This window comes from Pedobacter sp. BAL39 (genome assembly GCF_000170795.1).
In the GTDB taxonomy this organism is placed as follows: domain Bacteria; phylum Bacteroidota; class Bacteroidia; order Sphingobacteriales; family Sphingobacteriaceae; genus Pedobacter.
The window spans coordinates 364,230-383,990 of sequence record NZ_ABCM01000002.1; the positions used below are offsets into that span (position 1 = coordinate 364,230).

A 19,761-nucleotide genomic window follows, 5' to 3' on the forward strand; every position below is an offset into this window, starting at 1 on the left:
TAGGAATTTACATCAATCTACAAAACATAAATCCGCTTTTATTTCAATTATTTTCGCTATTTTAGGGTAATCGACTGAGATTAAACTCATTGTGATGTAAATTATTTTTTTGGAGCATCTGCCGAAATTTGACTAATCTATTTTAAACGTGTAAACAGTAATATTTGTCTGAACCACAGGAGAAGGTGATGAAAGTCATCTTTACGAATGTCGTAATTTCAGCTATGCTATTTTGTCAATATAACAATATAAAGGGGTTATATTTTAAACATACTGTATAAGTGTTAAAAAATTTATAATAATTATAATGGGTTAAAATTTTTTACTAACTTAGTGTTTCAATCACACTATACCAACCAAATACTTAATTAAATTATGGAACAAGCACAAGATAACCAGGGGTTATATGACCAGCGTTTTGAGCACGACGCATGTGGGATAGGATTCGTTGCACATATCAAGGGGAGAAAGTCGCAACAGATTATATCAGACGCCATAACCATTCTTGAAAATCTTGATCACCGCGGAGCAGTCGGAGCAGAAATTAACACCGGAGATGGTGCAGGTATAATGATACAGATTCCTCACGAATTTCTGTATGATGAATGTCTGAAAATTGGATTCAGTCTGAATGAATCCGGCGATTATGGCGTAGGAATGCTATTTTTACCCAAAGACGTTAAAGCGAGAGAAGAGTGCAGGGAGATCATCTACCGGGCAGCAGAGAAGCTGAGCCTGGAGTCTTAGGATTCAAAAAGGTGCAGACCAATATTGACGGCATCCGCGATATGGCCTTGTCTGTCCAGCCGGAAATGGACCAAGTATTTATTGCCCAACCCTACTCCATTGCTGCACGCGCAGATTTTGAACGTAAACTATATGTATTCAAAAACTACCTGACGAAAACAATTAACAATACCGTGAAGGGCATTAATGGTGACTTCTATATCGCGTCGTTCTCCTCCAGAACAATCGTATATAAAGGTCAGCTGACCTCCCTTCAGGTAAGAACATATTTTACAGAACTAAGCGACAAACGAGTGGTATCGGCTTCGGACTGGTACATAGCCGTTTTGCAACCAACACTTTCCCTTCATGGAGACTGGCACAACCTTTCAGGTATATTGCCCACAATGGAGAGATCAATACCCTTCAGGGTAACTTAAACTGGTTCAGGGCCAGCGTTAAATCACTTGCTTCACAATATTTTACTCCTGAGGAACTGAACATCCTGCTTCCTGTAATCGATGAATCCAACTCGGATTCGGGATGTCTGGATAACATCGTAGAACTGCTGTTACATGCGGGCCGTTCACTGCCACATGTATTGATGATGCTGATTCCTGAAGCCTGGGACGGCAACGATGATATGGATGAGCTGAAACAAGCCTTCTATAAATTCCATGCGACTTTGATGGAGCCATGGGATGGTCCTGCAGCGGTTTCCTTTACAGATGGCAACCTGATCGGGGCGACACTGGACAGGAATGGTCTGCGTCCGCAGCGTTATGCCATTACAGAAGACGACCATGTGATCATGGCTTCTGAAGCGGGTGCCTTATCATTGGATCAAAGTAAAATCATCGCTAAGGGAAGACTGACTCCTGGTAAAATGTTCGTCGTGGACATGGAGCAGGGCAGGATCATCAGTGATGATGAAATTAAATATCAGGTATGCAGCCGCAGGCCGTATGCCGACTGGCTGAATCAGTACCAGATCCGCCTGGAAGAACTTTCCAGCCCGCGTGTGGTATTCAGCGGTCTTTCTGAGGAGTCGATTTTCAAATATCAGCAGGTATTTGGTTATACCAGGGAGGACATCGATCTGATCCTGAAGCCTATGGCGAAAGATGGTAAGGAGCCGATCGGTTCTATGGGTACCGACATCCCACTGGCTGTACTTTCTCAGAAACCACAACACTTGTCTTCGTATTTCAAACAGTTATTTGCCCAGGTAACGAATCCGCCTATTGACCCGATCAGGGAAAAGGTAGTAATGAGTCTTGCCGGTTTCATGGGTAACAATGGAAATATCCTGGAAGAGAATGCTTTACAATGTCACTGTGTGGGTATCAAACATCCGATCCTCACCAATCTGGAGCTGGAGAAACTGAGAAGTATCGACACAGGGGTGTTCCAATCCAAAACATTGCAGACGTATTTCAGGGCCAGCGGTAAGCCTGGGGCAATGGCAAAAGCGCTGGACAGACTTTGCCGTTATGCGGTGGATGCTGTGGAAGATGGATTCCAGGTGATCATCCTTTCGGATCGTGCGCTGGATTCTGAGCATGCTGCGATTCCCTCTTTACTGGCGGTATCTACGGTTCACCATCACCTGATCCGCAAAGGGTACAGGGGTGATGTCGGCCTGGTGGTAGAGGCTGGTGATGTGTGGGAAGTACACCACTTTGCCTGCCTGATCGGTTTTGGTGCTACAGCGGTAAATCCTTACCTGGCTGAAGAAACCATTACTGGTTTTGTGGATGAACTGGAGACTGAAAAAGAAACATTAATCAAAAACTATATTTACGCGGTAAACAATGGCTTGCTGAAGATCTTCTCTAAAATGGGAATCTCTACGCTTCAGTCTTACCATGGTGCGCAGATCTTTGAAATATTGGGGATCAACAAAAGTGTGGTCAACAATTACTTCACGGGTGCGGTATCGAGGATTGGCGGTTTAGGTCTGGATGAGATCGCTAAAGAAGCGCTCATTAAACATAACCGCATCTTTGGTGTAGCTACACGTCCGGACAGCATCCTGCCGACTGGTGGTAACTACAAGTGGAAACGTAAGGGAGAACAACATTTGTTCAATCCTCAAACGATTCACCTGCTTCAGAATGCAACCCGCAAAAATGATTACAGTGTATATAAACAGTACGCGAAACTGGTCAATGAGCAGACACAACAGGCTTATACCATCAGGGGGCTGTTTGAATTCAACTACAAACGTACGCCTGTTCCTTTGGAGGAAGTGGAGCCAATTGAGAACATATTGAAACGTTTTGCTACGGGAGCGATGTCATTTGGCTCAATCTCGCACGAGGCGCACTCGACATTGGCCATTGCCATGAACCGCATTGGTGGAAAGAGCAATACGGGTGAGGGTGGTGAAGATGAACTACGTTATGAGGTGCTGCCAAATGGCGACTCCATGCGTTCGGCCATCAAACAGATTGCCTCTGCACGTTTTGGTGTAACAAGTTATTACTTAAGTAATGCGGATGAGCTGCAGATTAAAATGGCTCAGGGTGCTAAGCCTGGTGAAGGTGGGCAACTGCCCGGGCATAAGGTAGACGACTGGATTGCAAAGGTTCGTCATGCTACGCCTGGTGTAGGTTTGATCTCGCCGCCGCCGCACCACGATATTTATTCTATTGAGGATCTTGCACAGCTGATCTTTGATTTGAAAAATGCAAACAGGGAAGCGCGCATCAATGTGAAGCTGGTTTCTAAAGCTGGTGTGGGTACGATTGCTGCAGGTGTGGCGAAAGCGCACGCTGACGTGATCCTGGTATCTGGTTTTGATGGCGGTACGGGAGCTTCTCCATTGACCTCTATTCAGCATGCCGGTTTACCTTGGGAGCTTGGACTGGCGGAAGCACACCAGACATTGGTGAAAAACCGCCTCCGTAGCCGTGTGGTTTTACAGACGGATGGTCAGCTGAAAACAGGCCGGGACATTGCCATTGCGGCACTGCTTGGTGCTGAGGAGTGGGGTGTGGCTACGGCTGCACTGGTTACTGCAGGCTGCATCATGATGAGGAAATGTCACCTGAACACCTGTCCGGTTGGTGTTGCAACCCAGGATCCTAATCTGAGGAAATTGTTTACCGGTGATCCTGATCATGTGGTGAGTCTGTTCAAGTTCCTTGCGGAAGATCTGCGTGAGATTATGGCTGAGCTGGGCTTCAGGACCATTGAAGAAATGGTAGGCCAGGCGGATGCGTTAAGCCTTCGCCAGATTGATCCTAAGGACTGGAAACTGAAAGACCTGGATCTTTCTGCGATTTTATATAAGGCACCGGACAACGGACTGAGCCTGTACAATACGGAAGCTCAGGACCATGGCTTGTCGGAAGTACTGGATCATGCCTTGATCAAAGCGGCAGAGCCTGCCTTGTTTAATAAGGAGCCGATTTATAGAGAGTTTGCAGTGAAAAACACCAATCGTGCTTTAGGTACGATGCTGTCCAACGAGGTTTCTAAGAAATATAAGAGTCAGGGTTTACCTGCGGATACGATCAACTTTAAGTTTAAAGGTTCTGCGGGTCAGAGTTTCGGTGCTTTTGCAGCTAAAGGGATTTCCCTGCAGCTGGAAGGTGAGGCGAATGACTATGTGGGCAAAGGGCTTTCGGGTGGTAGGTTATCCATTTATCCATATAGCACAATCAGCTATGTGCCAGAGCAGAACATCATCATCGGTAACGTAGCGCTTTATGGTGCGACTTCCGGTGAGCTGTATGTTCGCGGACAGGCGGGTGAGCGTTTTGCAGTAAGGAACTCTGGTGCTACAGCAGTTGTAGAAGGACTTGGAGATCATGGTTGTGAATACATGACGGGTGGAGAAGTACTGGTAATCGGTGATACAGGAAGCAACTTCGCTGCTGGTATGAGCGGTGGTGTGGCCTGGATCTATGATGTAAAGGGTGAGTTTGCAAACAGATGTAATAAGGAGATGGTGGATCTTGATCCGCTGGATGAACAGGATGAACTGCGCATAAACACTTTACTTAAAAAACACATTCAGCTGACAGACAGCAATATTGCTAAGTTTATCCTAAGCGATTGGGCAACTCAGTCTGCACATTTTGTAAAGGTATTCCCTAAAGAATACAAAGCAGTATTGATGAGCAGAGCAAAAGCAACTGTCTAAATTAAACACCAAATGATCAGAACCACTAAACTAAACAGAGCATAACGATGGGAAAAGTAACCGGATTTTTAGAGTATGAAAGAACTGCTCCTTCAAAAGAAGATGCTAAAGCACGTTTAAAACATTATAACGAATTTGTACAAAACTTTGAATTAGAACAGGTAAACAAGGAAGCGGCCAGGTGTATGGACTGCGGTGTTCCTTTCTGCCAGTCTGGCTGTCCTCTGGGCAACGTCATTCCGGAATTCAATGACGCGGTATATAAAGGTGACTGGCACTTAGCCTCCACCATTTTGCTGAGTACCAATAACTTTCCTGAGTTTACAGGAAGAATTTGTCCGGCACCTTGCGAATCTGCATGTGTGTTGGGCATCAATAAATCGCCGGTATCCATTGAGGAAATTGAGAAGCACATCATTGAGATTGCTTTTAATAAAGGGTACATCAAGGCGGAAGAGCCATTGATCCGCACCGGCAAAAAGGTAGCGGTAATCGGTTCGGGTCCTGCGGGACTTGCTGCTGCTGCACAGCTGAATAAAGCGGGGCATGAGGTGACGGTTTTTGAGCGCGATGATACACCTGGGGGATTGCTGAATTATGGTATTCCTGATTTTAAACTTCAGAAAGATGTAGTTACCAGACGTATCGCATTGATGGAAAAGGAAGGCATCATTTTTAAATGTAATGCCAATGTGGGTGTCAATGTGGAGTTGAACACTTTATTGAGAGAGTTTCAGAGCATCGTACTTGCGGGAGGCTCAACAATTCCACGCGACCTGCCGATCACTGGTCGTGAAGCTAAAGGGGTGCATTATGCAATGGACTTCCTGAAACAGCAGAACAAACGCGTCAGAAACTTCGATGTGCTGGATGAAGCGATCCTGGCCACAGGAAAAGACGTCATTGTGATTGGTGGCGGTGATACAGGCTCGGATTGTATCGGTACTTCAAACCGTCAGGGTGCGAAATCGGTCATGCAATTTGAGATCATGCCTACACCTCCGTCGGCGCGTACTTCAAACATGCCATGGCCTACCTATCCAATGTTAATGAAGATCACTTCTTCGCATGAGGAAGGTTGTGAGCGTGCATGGGGTGTGAACACAAAAGAGTTCATCAAGGATGAGCAGGGTAATCTTAAAGCCTTGAAGGTTGTGGATGTGGAATGGGAAATTGATGCAGCAGGCCGTCCGGTAAGCTTTAAGGAGAAACCGGGTACAGAGCGCGATCTGCCTTGTCAGCTGGTATTGCTGGCGATGGGTTTCCTGCATCCGCAGAAAGAAGGATTGATTGAGAAACTGGGTGTCGAGCTTGACAACAGGGGTAATGTGAAAGCAGAGGAAGGTAAATTCCAGACGAATATTGCCAAGATCTTCGCCGCTGGTGACATGCGCCGTGGTCAGTCGCTCGTGGTATGGGCCATCTCTGAAGGCAGGGAAGCTGCCCGTAAGGTAGATGAATACCTGATGGGACACAGCAGATTGGCCAGCAAAGACGGTATTCCGTACGCCTAAGCTTTATATACAGAAAAGCCGGTTCGTTCATGCGGACCGGCTTTTCTATTGAATCGTGTTTTTTTGATTTCGTTCGATCGCTCTGGTAGCTGGATTTACAGGCGCAGTTTGGCAAAGAAATCCCAAAGCACAATACCCGCTGAGATCACAATGTTAAAGGAATGTTTGGTACCAAATTGTGGGATCTCTATGCATTCATCAATGACTTCCATCACTTCGTCACTGACACCATTTACTTCATTTCCAAAGATCAAGGCATATTTTTGATCTTGCTGGGGCTTGAAGGTATTCAGCATGGTGCTTCCGCTGGCCTGCTCGACGGCGATGATGAGGTACCCCTCTTCACGCAATGCTTTTACCGCTTCAAGCGTGCTTTCATAATGTTTCCAATCTACAGACTGAGTAGCTCCCAAGGCTGTTTTTTCTATTTCGCGATGTGGAGGCTGTGCAGTGATGCCACAAAGGCAAAGCTGGGTAATGGCAAATCCATCACCGGTACGGAATATTGATCCGATGTTGTGCATGCTGCGCACGTTATCGAGTACCACGACAAGAGGAAGTTTCTCCTGCTCCTTGAATTCCTCAATGCTCACCCTGTTTAACTCATCGAGCTTCAATTTTTCCATTCCTGTATTGTTTGTCGTTTCATCTGTTTTTTTTCGTTTTTCACGGTAACTGGCACCTTTATTGGCGTTCAGATCAGCTGGCGACACTAAACGTTTTAGTTCAGCAGGGAAGCTACCATGAAAATGCAAATGTAAAACTAAATTAATTACGCTTGCATTGTAATATTTTAAATTAATGCTTTTGTTTTAAGCAAAGTATTGATAGTATTGATAAAAATTAAAGAGCCGAATATACCACTATGGAAACAAAGCTGATCAAAACAGGAACATTCGTAGACAACCAGGAGATCCTTGGCATCGAACTGACGAATACTCATGGAACATATGTCAAGATATATAATTATGGTGCCATCATTAATAAATTTGTCATCAAAACTAAAGACGGAAGGCAGCAGGACATTGTTCTTGGCTTTGACGACTTTGAGCATTATCTGAATGAGGATTATCTCGCCAATTATCCTTATTTCGGGGCTGTGATTGGCAGATATGCAAACCGGATTAAAAATGCCAGGTTTACGATAGATGGTGAGGTACATCAATTGTCGCAGTCTAAGGGGCCGGATTGCCTGCATGGTGGCGATCATGGTTTCGATAAAAAGGTATGGCAGGTATTGTCGACCATCGATCCCTCATTGACGCTGGAATATGTGAGTCCGGACGGAGAGGAGCATTTCCCCGGTAACCTTACCGTACAGCTTACTTTTAAACTGACGGATGACAATGAGCTGATCCTTGATTTTAAAGCAGTAACTGACGAGCCTACGGCTGTAAATTTAACGCACCATGGATATTTCAACTTGTCGCCAAATGGCGGGAATGTTGGGAGTCATCTTCATCACATGCCTGCCAGCCATTACCTGGAGCAGGACGACAACTATACAGTAACGGGCAGATTGATCCCGGTTGAGGATACCCAATATGATTTCCTTGCGGAGAAACCTTTTGCGCGCGACTGGGACCCTGCGGAGGGATATGACCAGAGTTTTGTGCTCGATGGCCCTGCTGGGGAGCTGGTACTTGCATCTGAAACGCGGTCTAAGGAAAGTGGCCTGAAACTTTCGGTATATACGACAGCGCCTGTAGCGCACCTGTACACGGCGAAATACGTAGATGTGAAGGATGGAAAAGGCGGACAGCATTATGGCCCATTTTCGGCATTCTGCGTCGAAACGCAATACCATCCGAATGCGATTAATATCCCCTCATTTCCATCAACGGTACTAAGGCCGGGGGATACCTACAAAATGACAACGATTTATAAAATAGAAGAACTTTAATGAGAGTAGATATCTGGTCGGACGTCAGGTGTCCGTTTTGTTACATTGGCAAGCGTAAGTTTGAACGCGCCCTGGCGGAATTCGTGCATAAGGACGCTGTAGAAATTGAATGGCACAGCTTTGAGCTGGATCCGAATGCAGAGACACTGCCTGACCAGTCTGCCGAAGTCTACCTGGCTGAAAAGTTCGGGCGGAGCAGGGAATGGGCAGCTGAAATGCAGCAGCAGGTGACGGATACGGCGGCAGAGGTTGGCTTACGCTTCGACCTTTCACGTTCTGTAGTCGCCAACTCCTTTGATGCGCATCGGCTGATCCAGCTAGCAAAATCCAAAGGTCTGGACAATGAGATTGAGGAAGCTTTGTTTGAAGCTCATTTTAGCAATGGGATAAATATTGCTGATCATGATGCGCTGCAGGCTGTAGGTGTAGCTGTGGGGCTGAATGTGGTGGAGATCGCGGATGTGCTCAGTGGTGATGCCTTTACGGATGAGGTACGTGCTGATGAGCATGCTGCACAGACCATCGGTATTCGCGGGGTTCCCTTTTTTGTCATTGATCAGAAGCTAGCGGTTTCGGGCGCACAGCCTCCGGAAACCTTCCTTGGGGCTTTAAATAAAGCCTGGGATGGAAAGACTGCTGTTTAACTGGTAGGGTTGACCACCTTTGCTTCAGCGGTTGCGATTGGCAAGGTAAGGTTGATGGTGCAGCTTTCATTTTCGCAGTTTTCAAAATGAAAAATCACGTTGGTACCATACAATTGCCGGTAGTCATATCCATAGGCTTCGAGATCTGCGACGAGTTGCGGTGCGGCTCCTGCATTGTAGTACATCTGCAGGATTAACTCCTGCTCTTCAATGAGCAGCATAATGGATAAGGTTGCCGGGCTTTGAGGGTTGGCTTTACAAAAAGGTTCCAACAGGTTCACCAGTGACAGCGGGGAGATGATTTTGTCTTCAGCTTCGCCCTGCATCGTCAGCTCGACGGACAGGTGGTGCTGGTGTTTTTCAAGATCAATGAAATGGATGAAGGACTGAAATGCTGCGAGCTCTTCCTTTAATGCAGAGGATGCATTTCTGCCGCGGTAGAGCCGGTAGCGGAGCAGGTCTGCAAAAGTGAGAATGGCCTCGGAAGTATATTCCTCAGGTACCGCTGCAGCCTGTTTAAGCTGACGCAGCGACCTGAGCAGAAAGTCAGGGCTGATGTTGGTCTTCAGCATATCCAGTTTTACTTGTTCAATCTTTTTCTTTTCATCTTCCACCTCTTTCAGGGTGTCATTCTCTTCATTTTTTTCCATGAAGTATAACATGATGGAAAAGATGAAAAAGTTCATCAGGTAGCCTGATAAACGGGTCTGGTAGTGATCCATAAAGCTTTTTGCCTGTATTGCAGGCTCATGTGGCCAAATGACTGTTTTATACCAAACGACATCAATGGCTGTGATGCCGAAATATCCGATGACGACAAGAGTCCAGAACAGCAGGTAGCGGTTGCGTCTGAAGAAATAAGGAATCAGGATGAGGCAGTGGACATAATAAAAGATGGCAATCATGATGTTGTCCAGAAAGAAATCCCTGTAGATGAAGTCGACGGTGATCGGCTCGTCGGTGTGTGAGAAGGTCCCTGCAAAGAGTACCCACAGCCAGTAGCCGACATGTGCGAGCCAGCGGTATTTGCTGAAATATACCCATCTGTTTTTCTCATTGATTTCTAATTGAACAAAATTATTCATGGCTAAAATCTCCTATTGTTACCTCTAAAACCGTTTATCATATTCTTCTGATTTTTAAGTTAAAAACTGATGGTTAGGTTTACTTCAAAGTGTTCCGGAAAGTTATCGATGGCCAGTACATGTCTTTTCGGATATAGGATCTCCAGGCGCCGTCTTACATTCACCAAACCGATCCCACCAGTGTATTCCGACCTGACCGCATTCGCTGGTTTTTGAGGTTTGCTGTTCTGCAGTTTAAAATGTAGGGTTTCTGCTGTGGTTTCTATTTCCATATTGATCCAGGATTTCCCAAATGACGTTTTCGTACCATGTTTAAATGCGTTCTCCAGGAAGTTAATGAGCAGCAGGGGCGCAATGACGAGGCCGTTTGTGTCCCCGGTAATCTTGACGGTGACCTTACAGTGGTCTTCATTGTGACGCAGTTTTTCGAGCTCTATATAACTTGTTGTAAACTTGAACTCATCATCCAAAGAAACCCGGTCGACCTTACATTCATACAGCATGTAATGCAGTAGCGCTTCCAGTCGCTCGATGATAATCGGTGTTTGCGCCGATTTTTTCAGGCTGAGAGCGTAGATGTTGTTCAGCGTGTTAAATAAGAAATGCGGATTGACCTGTGACTTTAGGAAGCTGCTTTCCAGGGCTATCTTTTGAGCTTTAAAGTCGCCGAGGCGCTGAATTTGCTTCTGCTGGTCGTGGATATCTACGAAGTAATAGAAAGCTATAAAAATCGAGGAGGCGAAGAGATGAGAAGTGAAACTATTCTTAATGATGCTCAGAAAATCCGTATCTGGCTTTGATGCCATGGCGGGGTTACCAAGAACGGCATGGTAGATCAATGCTGCGGCACTGGTGTAACACAAGAGGAACCACAAAATAAAGGTACTCCAGAAAATCAGTTTTGAGCGATTGCTGTTCAGCTTGATGATGCCTACGATGCCGTAAGCCTGTATCATCATGATGAAAATGTAAGACAACTTGTAGATGGCAGAATAGCTGTTTTGCTTGCTGGAGAATAAACCTCCACTACGTTCAAACTGGTCGAACACTACCAGTGAGAACAAAAACCAAAAAAGGAAATGCAGCAGCCAGCGGTAATTGTAAAATACTTTTGAATAATGCTGCCTTAAAGCATCTAACATACAAAAAGGTTAATCGTGATCAGACAAAGTTATCATAAATTTGCTTTTTTCAGCTTCCGTTATTAAACATAAAAACCAAGCTCAATATCGTTAATTAGGCTTGGTTTATCGTAAAATTAATCACTTGGAATAATCAGGTCATCAGCAGTTGTTAGATCATTTTTGAGATCGACATCCAGATGATGCGCAGACTTGAGATGATGACAATGGTAGCAACTCCGATGAACATCTTTTTGATGGGTAGTTTACCCACCAGACGGGCTGCAAGTGGTGCTGCGATGACACCGCCGACGATCAGTCCCAGGATGGATTGCCAATGGCTGACCCCTAGGATGAAGAAGAAAGTGATGGCACTGGCCATGGTCACAAAGAACTCTGTGAGACTTACAGAACCGATCACATATTTTGGTGTGCGTCCTTTTGAAATCAGGGTAGAGGTGACCAGCGGGCCCCAGCCGCCGCCACCGAAGGAGTCCAGGAAACCACCGGCACCGGCCAGCCAGCCTGCTCTTTTTACTTTTTGTGGTTTTGCTTTTTCCTTAAAGGCATTACTCAGGATCCTGATCCCCAGCAATAAGGTATATATAGAGATTACCGGGCGTATGTATTGAGAAAAGGCTTCTCCGGCATATCCGAGCAGCAAAGCTCCTGCAATTGCGCCCAGGACACCGGGAACAAGTAATGTTTTAAAAAGCTTCTTGTTGACATTGCCGAAACGATAGTGACTGAATCCGGAAGCACCGCTGGAGAACATCTCTGCGGTATGGATACTGCCGGAAATGACAGCCGGGTTTAATCCGCCGGACAACAGCAGTGTGGTAGAAACTACTCCATAGCCCATGCCAAGGGCACCATCCACCATCTGGGCCATAAAACCGACCAGCAGCATCCAAAGGAATTTTTCATCGATCTGTGCATATACCTGCTCACCAAAAGCGACAACAGTGTCGTAGGTAAGGTGACTGTAAATGGCAAATCCGATGAACAATACGGCGAGTATGATCAGGCATAAGTAAGCTATTTTTCTCCACCTCTTCTCCTGAACTCCGTTGTTGAGGGCTACATTCGTTTCTTTTGTTTCTAAACTCATTCTTCTTCATTTAATGTGTAAAATCCGGCTCGCATTTTTCAACGCAAGGCCGGATATCGTTTCTGCTTATATTCTGATTAAAAGTTTGTTAAATATATTTTATTAATTGATAGATTGTGGTCATTGTTTATGGTATTTATCTGGTTAACAAACCGTCAAAGGTAATGGCGACATAATACAGGCCACCCAAGGTAGGGCCACCCGCATATTGTACGTAACGTTTATTGAAGATGTTGGTTCCGCCGACTTTGATGGTTGCTTTTGCTTCCGGAACTTTGTAGGTAGCCTGTGCATCGAAGGTGTGGTAGGCAGGCACGGTGCCATTGACGAGCGGACTTTCCCAAAGGAACTCCTCCTGCCATCTCCATACGACGTTGAATCCAAAGTTCTTCAGGATTTCGCGGTTTCCAAAAGAGATGTTGGTGGTCCAGTTGGGTGTATTGAAACCTGTTACGAACACATCCTTTTCTTTGTTTTCTGTAATGTCATTATAGCTAACGTTACCTGCAACAGTAAACTTCTGGTAGAAATTGTAGGTCAGTCCTAATGAAGATCCATAATTACGGTACTTGTTACGGGCATTGGTATACACACGGTACCGGGTTTGCTGGGCATTTCTGTTGGAGGCGAGCATGGCGATCACGGCTTCATCCGTTCCTACCGCAGCCTGTGCGGAAAGGGGGCTGGTGCTGTTTGGCAGGTAGGGTACGGAAACCTCCACCTGTCCTAGGAAACCACTGTATTCATTGCTGTAAGCATCTATATCAACGACCAGCTTATTGTCCAGCAGCACGCTCTTGTAACCTACTTCAAAGGAGTTGATGCGTTCTGGCTGTGTTGCCGTAAGTGTGGTCGCCTCTAGCAGCGCCCTGTTTTTGAGTGCTGCATCAGTTGCAGTAAGTCCCGTAGCTACATCTTTGTTGACCGCTGCGTTGAAGGTATTGATGGACGCGAGTGTGTAGGAATTGTCCAGGTAATTTAATCCTTCATTGATGTAAGGTAGTCCGCCAACCCTGCGGATATTTCCGTTGTTCACGAAAGAAATGGCTTCAAACAAAGCCGGAAAGCGGTATCCGTTTTGAAAAGAGGCCCTGAAGTTGTGTTTCTCTGCAAGTGTGTATACCGCGGCAACGCGTGGGTTGAACTTTGGATCGAACTCAGGATTGTAATCCAGTCTTAATGATCCGAATACTTTCAGTTTATCCTCAAAGAACTTCCTGGTCACCTGTGCGAACCCACCGAACTTTTTGTAATAGACATTGTCGCCAAAACTGCCATTGGCCAGCGGCTGGTTGCGTTCTGCATTAGGTCTTTTAAAATCAACGAAGTTGTTACCGTCGGGGATAACCTCATACATACGGGCATCAGCGCCCACCAGCAGCTCCACGAACTTAACTTTGCTGGAGAGGTCCCATTGTGCATCGGTATGGTAGGTGCGACTTTCCTGGCGAAGCCATGCACCACCTGTGGCGGGTGCATTTCCACCGACTACCGCCTGGTGGTCCCAGTTGTTGATCTTTACGATGGTATTTTTTAGTGCATTAAACTCGGGAGTTCCGGGCTCAACACGGCTGGCATCTGCGGCGCTTCGTGCAACCCTTAATGCTTCGGCCAGTGCGACACCATCATTTATGGACGCCTGAAGTGAGGTTTTAAATTTTGCTCCCCAGATGGAGTTGGTACCACCACTGGTGATGTCAAGGTTGTCGACCAGGGGTTTGATGTTATAGGAGTCGCCGGTGTTCTCAATTGACACATAACCTTTGATAAAGTAATCTGAGCCTTTGAGTTCCAGTTTATGGTTCTGCACCACTACATTGTCCAGCTGGATCTTGTTTCCACGTTGAAATACACCATCCATTTTACCGATGCGGTACTGGTAGGAAAGCTCGGCATTGTCGCCGATCCTGTAATGAAGGGCGGCATCAAATTTCAGGTTGTCGACAATAGGGTTGACCACATCTTTCTCATAATAGCCAGTACGTCTGACAATGATACTCTGATTCCCAGTTTTTCCGGGGATTCCGGTGATGCCGCTGATGGTAACGGCGTTGCTGCCATTGTCATCGCCATATTTGTTCCAGGCATCATAAGCAGGGTTGTTGTCGTTTCCGGCAAGCTCCGGAAAGGTCGGGTTTGCGGTGTTCAGATTATTCGGGTTCTGGTCTGTCCGTGTATCGGCGAGCCAGTCTGTTCCACGCAGGTAACTCACATTCACTTTGAACGCAAATTTATTATTAAAAGCCTTGGCATAGCGGACGGCCGTTTCTGTCAGGTTGCTGAGACTTCTGCCGGTACCACCGACGTGGTTTACACCTGTTTTGCTATACACGCTGAGCCCCTGATATTGAAAAGGGCTTTTGGTGATGAGGTTGGCCATACCGTTGATGGCATTCATACCGTAGAGTGCAGAAGCTGCGCCCGGGGTGATTTCGACACTGGCAATGTCAAGCTCTGTGGGACCGATGGCATTACCGAGCGGTACACCAAGCGTGGCGGCCTGCATGTCTACACCATCTACCAGCTGTACGAAACGAAAGTTGTTTGGAATATTGAAACCCCTGGTATTGGGTACTTTAAAGGTTAAACTGGAGGTGGTCATCTGTACACCCTTTACATTTTCCAGGGCGTCGTAGAAACTTGGCGCTGGTGATTCTCTGATGGCACGTATATCGAGTTTTTCGATGGCTACGGGAGATTTCAGGATGTTCTCTTCCACGCGGGAGGCGGTAATCACCACCTCATTGCCGAGAATAGTCTGAGTGACCAGTGCAATATTGAGCTGTGATCCTGCTTCCTTCACTTCAAACTCCTGAGACTTAAATCCTACACTGGTAAAAACAAGAGTGAAAGGGAACTTCAGTCGGGAGCGTAGTTTGAACTTTCCACTGTTGTCGGTAGTAGTTCCGGCAATACGGCCTTTGATGAGGACGTTTACACCGGGCAATGGTTTTGTGGTTTCCTGGTCGGTAACGATGCCTGCTACTTCTATGAGTTGATTTTCCTGTGCTTCCGACCGATAGGAGTTGAGGACCAGGAGGCTAAAAATGACAGTGATTATGAGGAATTTGATTTTCTGATGGTGTGTTTTCATTTGATAATGGAATTTTTAGGTCGCTGAAAGATTACTTGATGTTTGACAATAACTGGCATGGTTGAGATGGCCGCAACAACAAGCATAGGATTCAGGATGAATTCCAGAACTGGTAATGGAATACGAGGGTATTAATTTATTCATATATAAAGTCTATGTATTTAGTAGACAATATTAGTAGAACTTTATGAATAAACAAAATGATTTCACATAATTAATTTGTTTTTACAGAGTTATCCTGCTAAAAACATAACTTTTGTTATGATTTAGCAGGATAATATTCGTTTACAATGGAATGAAATTAGTCCAGATGGTTTGCTGGATGACTTTAGGTAGGAGCACCGGACTGGCCGGCATGCAGTGCCCTGGTCTTGTTCTGGAAGCGGATAAACAACAGGAGGGATGCAGTTAACAAGCCAAAGGTCAATCCGTACCATATTCCGTTTACACCAAGGCCGTAGGTGATGCCCAGGAAGTATCCCAGGGGAATGCCGATGATCCAGTATGCAATAAAAGTAATGATGGTGGGCAGGTTGACATCTCCAATACCCCTCAAAACGCCTAAGCCCACCACCTGGGTACCATCAAAGAGCTGGAAGAAACCAGCAATGATGAGCAACTGGGCGGCGATATTGATGACTGCAGGATCTTCTGTATAGATAAAGGGGAGCATCCTGTTGGCGAGTATAAAAAGGATCGCGGTGATGCTCATAAAAAGTATAATCACATGATAGCTGGCAATGGCCGAACGGCGAAGGTCTTTAAAATCTCCTTTACCAAAGTTATTTCCGGTTTTAATGGTTGCAGCTGAGGCAATCCCGCTGGCCATCATATAGGTGACGGCAGCAAGGTTGATGGCTACCTGGTGCGCAGCCTGTTCTACAGCACCAATGGTACCGATGAGGATGGCCGCCCCACTGAAGGCGCTGATTTCAAAGGAATACTGGAGGGCCACAGGCGCGCCGATTTTAACGATCTTCAAAGCACGCACCTTGTCGAACAAAGCCATCCTGAATTCAGTAATGTACTTGCGGAAATGTTTGGAGCGCAATACATATATGGTCATGACGATCGCCATGATACAACGGTCAATCAGCGTACTCAAACCAACGCCTTTGACACCCATAGGACTGATGCCGAACATGCCTTTCACGAAGATGATGCCGAGAACGATATTGATCAGGTTGCCCCAGATGGAGATGTACATGGCCTGTTTTGTAAATCCAAGGCCTTCTGTAAACTGTTTGAAAGTCTGGAAGATGAGCAGCGGAATGATGGAAATCCCCAGGTAGCCAAGATAAGGCTTTGCAAAGGCCACTACTTCCGGCGACTGGCCCAGGTGGTCTATGACCATCAGGGTACCCATATGAACAAATGCATACAGCACAAGGGAGGTCAGGATGTTGATCAGAAGGCTGTTAGACAGCAGTTTCCCGCATTCACTGTAATTTTGTCGCCCGTTTTGCTGTGCGATCAGTGGTGTAAGTCCGTAGGCAATTCCCATGCCGATCACCAGGATGAGCATAAAGATACTATTGACAAGCGATACCGCCGCAAGTTGTATGGTTCCGGCGAAATGGCCGACAATAACACTATCGGCAAGGTGGACGAGTGTATGTCCGAGTTGAGATACGACGATAGGCATCGCCAACCTCAGATTATCAGAATAATAGGGTTTGTATTTGTTGTAAAGGCTCGCTAACATTGCCGCAAAAGTCGGCATTTTAAACCTGATCTATGTTAAATCGCAGTCAATTTAAATGATCATTTGAGCGTGCTGGTGAAAAACTCTTCTTTCTCATTGGTATGTGGTTGTATGACACCGCTGATGATCAGATTGACCAATATTTTTTGTGCTTTTTTATAGGAAGCCCTGGTGATCTTGCTGAATTGTTTGAGTGTGATCCGGCCTTCTTGTCCGAGGTATTCAAATAATTTCTGCTCCAGCTCGGAGTAGGCGATGAGCTGACCCTGCTCACTATTCCCTCTTTTGATGACATCAACGATGATCTTGCTGGCGAGAATACTCTTGTCTTTTACCCGGTAATATACCCACCATTTTTTATTTTCATCCAGGGCGTAGTGAGGTTTGGTATCGCTGGGGGCAATCTTTACCACGAGTACGAGCTTATCGTCGACATACACTTCTTCAAACTCAGGTTCTATCGCAGGCTTGCAAAACTGGTGCGCCGACTTGGTGATCATGTAACGTTCTTCATCCTCAGACTTTACGCCTTTGATGGTGCCGTCGTCGGCCACACCGATCAGCAGCTGCCCGCCTTTGTTATTGGCAAAGGCAACCAGGCTTTTAGCAATTTTCTCATTGCTGGTAATGGTTTTCTTGAAATCCAGTGTGGTCCCTTCGCCCTGAAAAATTAGTCTCTTGATGTTCATGGTTTCTTTGCTTAAAACAAGGCTAATAAGCTACCCTTGAGGCTTCTCCCTGGTGTAAATTTCTAATGTATACTTCATTAACGACCGTAGCGCAGCATTCGCCCGCTCTGTTTCTGAGCTCCATGGGGTAGGCTTTCACAAACTTTCCCGAGGTATTCAATGAAGTAATGGCTTCATCCATCATCTCGTCGCTGATATGAATGGTAAAAAAAAGGTCGCTTCTGCCGGGTTTAAGGTATTGAATCGAGGCACTCTTGAGCCATACGCGAACTTTAAATCCCTCTCGCTGCAGCAACTGGTCAAACAATATGGCGTAAAACGGATCTGTGGCAGCATAGATGGTTCCTCCGAAGATGGAGCCATTGTAGTTCCTGTTAAACAGGCTCTTATTGATTTTTACATCTACCCCCCTGAACCCCTTATGGAATCTCTTGACCCAGATGCGCTGAAAAAACAGAGGCGGATATAAACAAAGGCCCCATTTGAGGGTGTTTTCGGATACCATCATGATGTTTAAAGATCAGAAAGATTCTTGAACTATAAAATTTAATATGGATCCTGTAGGTAATTTTTTAGTTAAATATGATAGTTGTCTGATGCGCTGTTTTTCGGAGGAGAGAGCTCCGTCGTGGATGGGCTTTAGGTCTGTAGTGGTGTGTGGTGCTGTTCGTAAATGTTTGGATGATAATATTTTAAAACATTTGCTCAGCAGAAATGTTCACCCTTTACAAGTCCCCCGGGATGGAAATAAAATGAGCTAATCAAATATATCAACATCATGAAAAAATTAACATTAAGTCTTGCGATGGCAGGGGCACTGATGGTGGCCACATCCGCATGCAATTCGACAAAAAGTGTTTCCGGCGGCGGAACAGATACGACAATTATTGATACTACTAAAAGTATGCCCGTCGATACCACGATCCGGGACACTACCAGAACAATGCCTCCAGATACGATGAGAAAAATGTGATAACTAATGTTCTCTCGTTAAAACCGCTGAATTTCTTTCGAAACAGCGGTTTTTTTTGTCAAAAAAATGTACTATCTCAATTTAAAGAATGCCATAGCCTTTATTATAGGTTAACTTTGAGTTTAGTTTTAAAGAAATGGTGTTTAGAGATAAAGTAGTAGCTGCCTTTAAGGAGGTTCAGGACAGTATCTGTGCTGGTCTTGAGCAGGCAGATGGAAAGGCCCGTTTTGAAGAGGAATTGTGGAACCGCGAAGGCGGAGGCGGTGGGCGTACGCGCATTCTTCAGCATGGTAACGTCATCGAGAAAGGAGGTGTCAATTTTTCAGCTGTCCATGGTAAGCTACCAGAGGCGGTCAAAAAAGCCTTTAAAGTAGAAAACGACGATTTCTTTGCCACCGGTGTTTCCATTGTAATGCACCCCTCTAATCCTTTTGTGCCGATCATCCACATGAACATCCGCTATTTTGAGATGGATGACCAGACCCGCTGGTTTGGCGGAGGAATTGACCTCACACCTCACTATGTCATTGATACGGATGCAAGATATTTTCACCATCTGCTTAAAAAAACCTGTGACACTTATGATGCTTCATTCTATCCAAAGTTTAAACAAAGGGCAGATGATTATTTTTACATTGAACACAGGGCAGAAACAAGGGGCGTAGGCGGTATTTTTTATGACAGGCTCAAACCTGATCAGACTGGTCTGGATTTCGATCAGCTGCTCGACTTTTCAGTTGCGGTCGGCGATACCTTTCTACCGGCTTATACCGAGCTGATCGACAGGAACAGGGATGCTGAATTTTCTGCAGAAGAGCAGGAATGGCAATATTTGCGCAGAAGCAGGTATGCAGAGTTTAACCTGGTGTATGATGCAGGAACAAAATTCGGCCTTGAAACCAATGGCAGGATTGAATCGATCCTGATGAGTCTGCCACCAACGGCCAAGTGGCACTACAACCACCAGACGGTTCCGGGCAGTCCCGAGGCAGAAACCCTGAGCAAACTGAAAAAAGGTATTGAATGGGTTTAACCACCCGCTT

General features: G+C 45.8%; 13 protein-coding genes and 1 pseudogene. 6 read left to right on the forward strand and 8 right to left on the reverse strand.

Annotation, left to right across the window (positions count from 1 at the left end; all coding sequences use genetic code 11):
• Positions 1–375: 375 nt before the first annotated feature.
• Both gltB and PBAL39_RS03855 read left to right on the forward strand, forming a co-directional pair.
• Positions 376–4,879 (forward strand): annotated as a pseudogene (gene gltB, locus PBAL39_RS03850) (glutamate synthase large subunit).
• A 47-nt stretch (positions 4,880–4,926) separates the two neighbouring features.
• Positions 4,927–6,393 carry a glutamate synthase subunit beta gene (locus PBAL39_RS03855; RefSeq protein ID WP_008238512.1) on the forward strand — a complete coding sequence of 489 codons (1,467 nt, stop codon included), beginning with the start codon at positions 4,927–4,929 and terminating at the stop codon, positions 6,391–6,393.
• A gap of 95 nt (positions 6,394–6,488) precedes the next feature.
• On the opposite strand, the gene PBAL39_RS03860 is transcribed toward PBAL39_RS03855, so the two are convergent.
• Complete coding sequence (locus PBAL39_RS03860; RefSeq protein ID WP_039866075.1) at positions 6,489–7,019, reverse strand: RNA methyltransferase; 531 nt, start codon at positions 7,017–7,019, stop codon at positions 6,489–6,491.
• 239 nt (positions 7,020–7,258) lie between these two features.
• Between PBAL39_RS03860 and PBAL39_RS03865 the strand changes: the two genes are divergently transcribed.
• Complete coding sequence (locus tag PBAL39_RS03865; RefSeq protein ID WP_008238514.1) at positions 7,259–8,296, forward strand: aldose epimerase family protein; 1,038 nt, start codon at positions 7,259–7,261, stop codon at positions 8,294–8,296.
• Entirely contained in the window at positions 8,296–8,940 is a 645-nt protein-coding gene (locus PBAL39_RS03870; protein WP_008238516.1) for a DsbA family oxidoreductase, read from the forward strand. The genes PBAL39_RS03865 and PBAL39_RS03870 overlap by 1 nt, the downstream gene beginning before the upstream one ends.
• Here PBAL39_RS03870 and PBAL39_RS03875 read toward each other — a convergent pair.
• The 7 genes from PBAL39_RS03875 to PBAL39_RS03905 all read right to left on the reverse strand — a co-directional run bounded on the left by PBAL39_RS03875 (position 8,937) and on the right by PBAL39_RS03905 (position 18,253).
• The gene (locus PBAL39_RS03875; RefSeq protein ID WP_008238517.1) at positions 8,937–10,025 is read right to left on the reverse strand and encodes a histidine kinase; all 1,089 of its coding nucleotides are present in this window, start codon (positions 10,023–10,025) and stop codon (positions 8,937–8,939) included. The genes PBAL39_RS03870 and PBAL39_RS03875 overlap by 4 nt on opposite strands.
• Before the next feature lie 59 nt (positions 10,026–10,084).
• Positions 10,085–11,167: a sensor histidine kinase gene (locus PBAL39_RS24485; RefSeq protein WP_008238519.1), complete on the reverse strand. Its 1,083-nt coding sequence runs from the start codon at positions 11,165–11,167 to the stop codon at positions 10,085–10,087.
• A gap of 151 nt (positions 11,168–11,318) precedes the next feature.
• Positions 11,319–12,257 (reverse strand): sulfite exporter TauE/SafE family protein, encoded by a 939-nt coding sequence (locus PBAL39_RS03885; protein WP_008238521.1) that lies wholly within the window; start codon positions 12,255–12,257, stop codon positions 11,319–11,321.
• 136 nt (positions 12,258–12,393) lie between these two features.
• A complete protein-coding gene (locus tag PBAL39_RS03890; protein WP_008238524.1) occupies positions 12,394–15,351 on the reverse strand; it encodes a TonB-dependent receptor in 2,958 nt (985 codons plus the stop codon).
• 328 nt (positions 15,352–15,679) lie between these two features.
• Positions 15,680–17,056, reverse strand: a complete 1,377-nt coding sequence (locus tag PBAL39_RS03895) for an MATE family efflux transporter (RefSeq protein WP_039866028.1) — start codon at positions 17,054–17,056, stop codon at positions 15,680–15,682.
• Positions 17,057–17,115: 59 nt separating this feature from the next.
• Entirely contained in the window at positions 17,116–17,745 is a 630-nt protein-coding gene (locus PBAL39_RS03900; RefSeq protein ID WP_008238528.1) for a helix-turn-helix domain-containing protein, read from the reverse strand.
• Between the two features lie 22 nt (positions 17,746–17,767).
• Positions 17,768–18,253 carry a DUF4442 domain-containing protein gene (locus tag PBAL39_RS03905; RefSeq protein ID WP_008238530.1) on the reverse strand — a complete coding sequence of 162 codons (486 nt, stop codon included), beginning with the start codon at positions 18,251–18,253 and terminating at the stop codon, positions 17,768–17,770.
• Positions 18,254–18,523: 270 nt separating this feature from the next.
• Here PBAL39_RS03905 and PBAL39_RS24990 point away from each other — a divergent pair, with 270 nt between their 5' ends.
• Positions 18,524–18,718 (forward strand): hypothetical protein, encoded by a 195-nt coding sequence (locus PBAL39_RS24990; RefSeq protein ID WP_008238532.1) that lies wholly within the window; start codon positions 18,524–18,526, stop codon positions 18,716–18,718.
• Positions 18,719–18,854: 136 nt separating this feature from the next.
• Complete coding sequence (gene hemF / locus PBAL39_RS03910) at positions 18,855–19,751, forward strand: oxygen-dependent coproporphyrinogen oxidase (RefSeq protein ID WP_008238533.1); 897 nt, start codon at positions 18,855–18,857, stop codon at positions 19,749–19,751.
• Positions 19,752–19,761 lie beyond the last annotated feature (10 nt).

What these genes read in the sequence shown, in the direction of transcription:
- PBAL39_RS03900 (WP_008238528.1), bottom strand. Translation starts at nt 17,745, where the DNA reads ATGAACATCAAGAGACTAATTTTTCAGGGCGAAGGGACCACACTGGAT.
- PBAL39_RS03870 (WP_008238516.1), top strand. Translation starts at nt 8,296, where the DNA reads ATGAGAGTAGATATCTGGTCGGACGTCAGGTGTCCGTTTTGTTACATT.
- PBAL39_RS03860 (WP_039866075.1), bottom strand. Translation starts at nt 7,019, where the DNA reads ATGGAAAAATTGAAGCTCGATGAGTTAAACAGGGTGAGCATTGAGGAA.
- PBAL39_RS03865 (WP_008238514.1), top strand. Translation starts at nt 7,259, where the DNA reads ATGGAAACAAAGCTGATCAAAACAGGAACATTCGTAGACAACCAGGAG.
- PBAL39_RS03895 (WP_039866028.1), bottom strand. Translation starts at nt 17,056, where the DNA reads ATGTTAGCGAGCCTTTACAACAAATACAAACCCTATTATTCTGATAAT.
- PBAL39_RS24485 (WP_008238519.1), bottom strand. Translation starts at nt 11,167, where the DNA reads ATGTTAGATGCTTTAAGGCAGCATTATTCAAAAGTATTTTACAATTAC.
- PBAL39_RS03885 (WP_008238521.1), bottom strand. Translation starts at nt 12,257, where the DNA reads ATGAGTTTAGAAACAAAAGAAACGAATGTAGCCCTCAACAACGGAGTT.
- PBAL39_RS24990 (WP_008238532.1), top strand. Translation starts at nt 18,524, where the DNA reads ATGAAAAAATTAACATTAAGTCTTGCGATGGCAGGGGCACTGATGGTG.
- hemF (WP_008238533.1), top strand. Translation starts at nt 18,855, where the DNA reads ATGGTGTTTAGAGATAAAGTAGTAGCTGCCTTTAAGGAGGTTCAGGAC.
- PBAL39_RS03855 (WP_008238512.1), top strand. Translation starts at nt 4,927, where the DNA reads ATGGGAAAAGTAACCGGATTTTTAGAGTATGAAAGAACTGCTCCTTCA.
- PBAL39_RS03890 (WP_008238524.1), bottom strand. Translation starts at nt 15,351, where the DNA reads ATGAAAACACACCATCAGAAAATCAAATTCCTCATAATCACTGTCATT.
- PBAL39_RS03875 (WP_008238517.1), bottom strand. Translation starts at nt 10,025, where the DNA reads ATGAATAATTTTGTTCAATTAGAAATCAATGAGAAAAACAGATGGGTA.
- PBAL39_RS03905 (WP_008238530.1), bottom strand. Translation starts at nt 18,253, where the DNA reads ATGATGGTATCCGAAAACACCCTCAAATGGGGCCTTTGTTTATATCCG.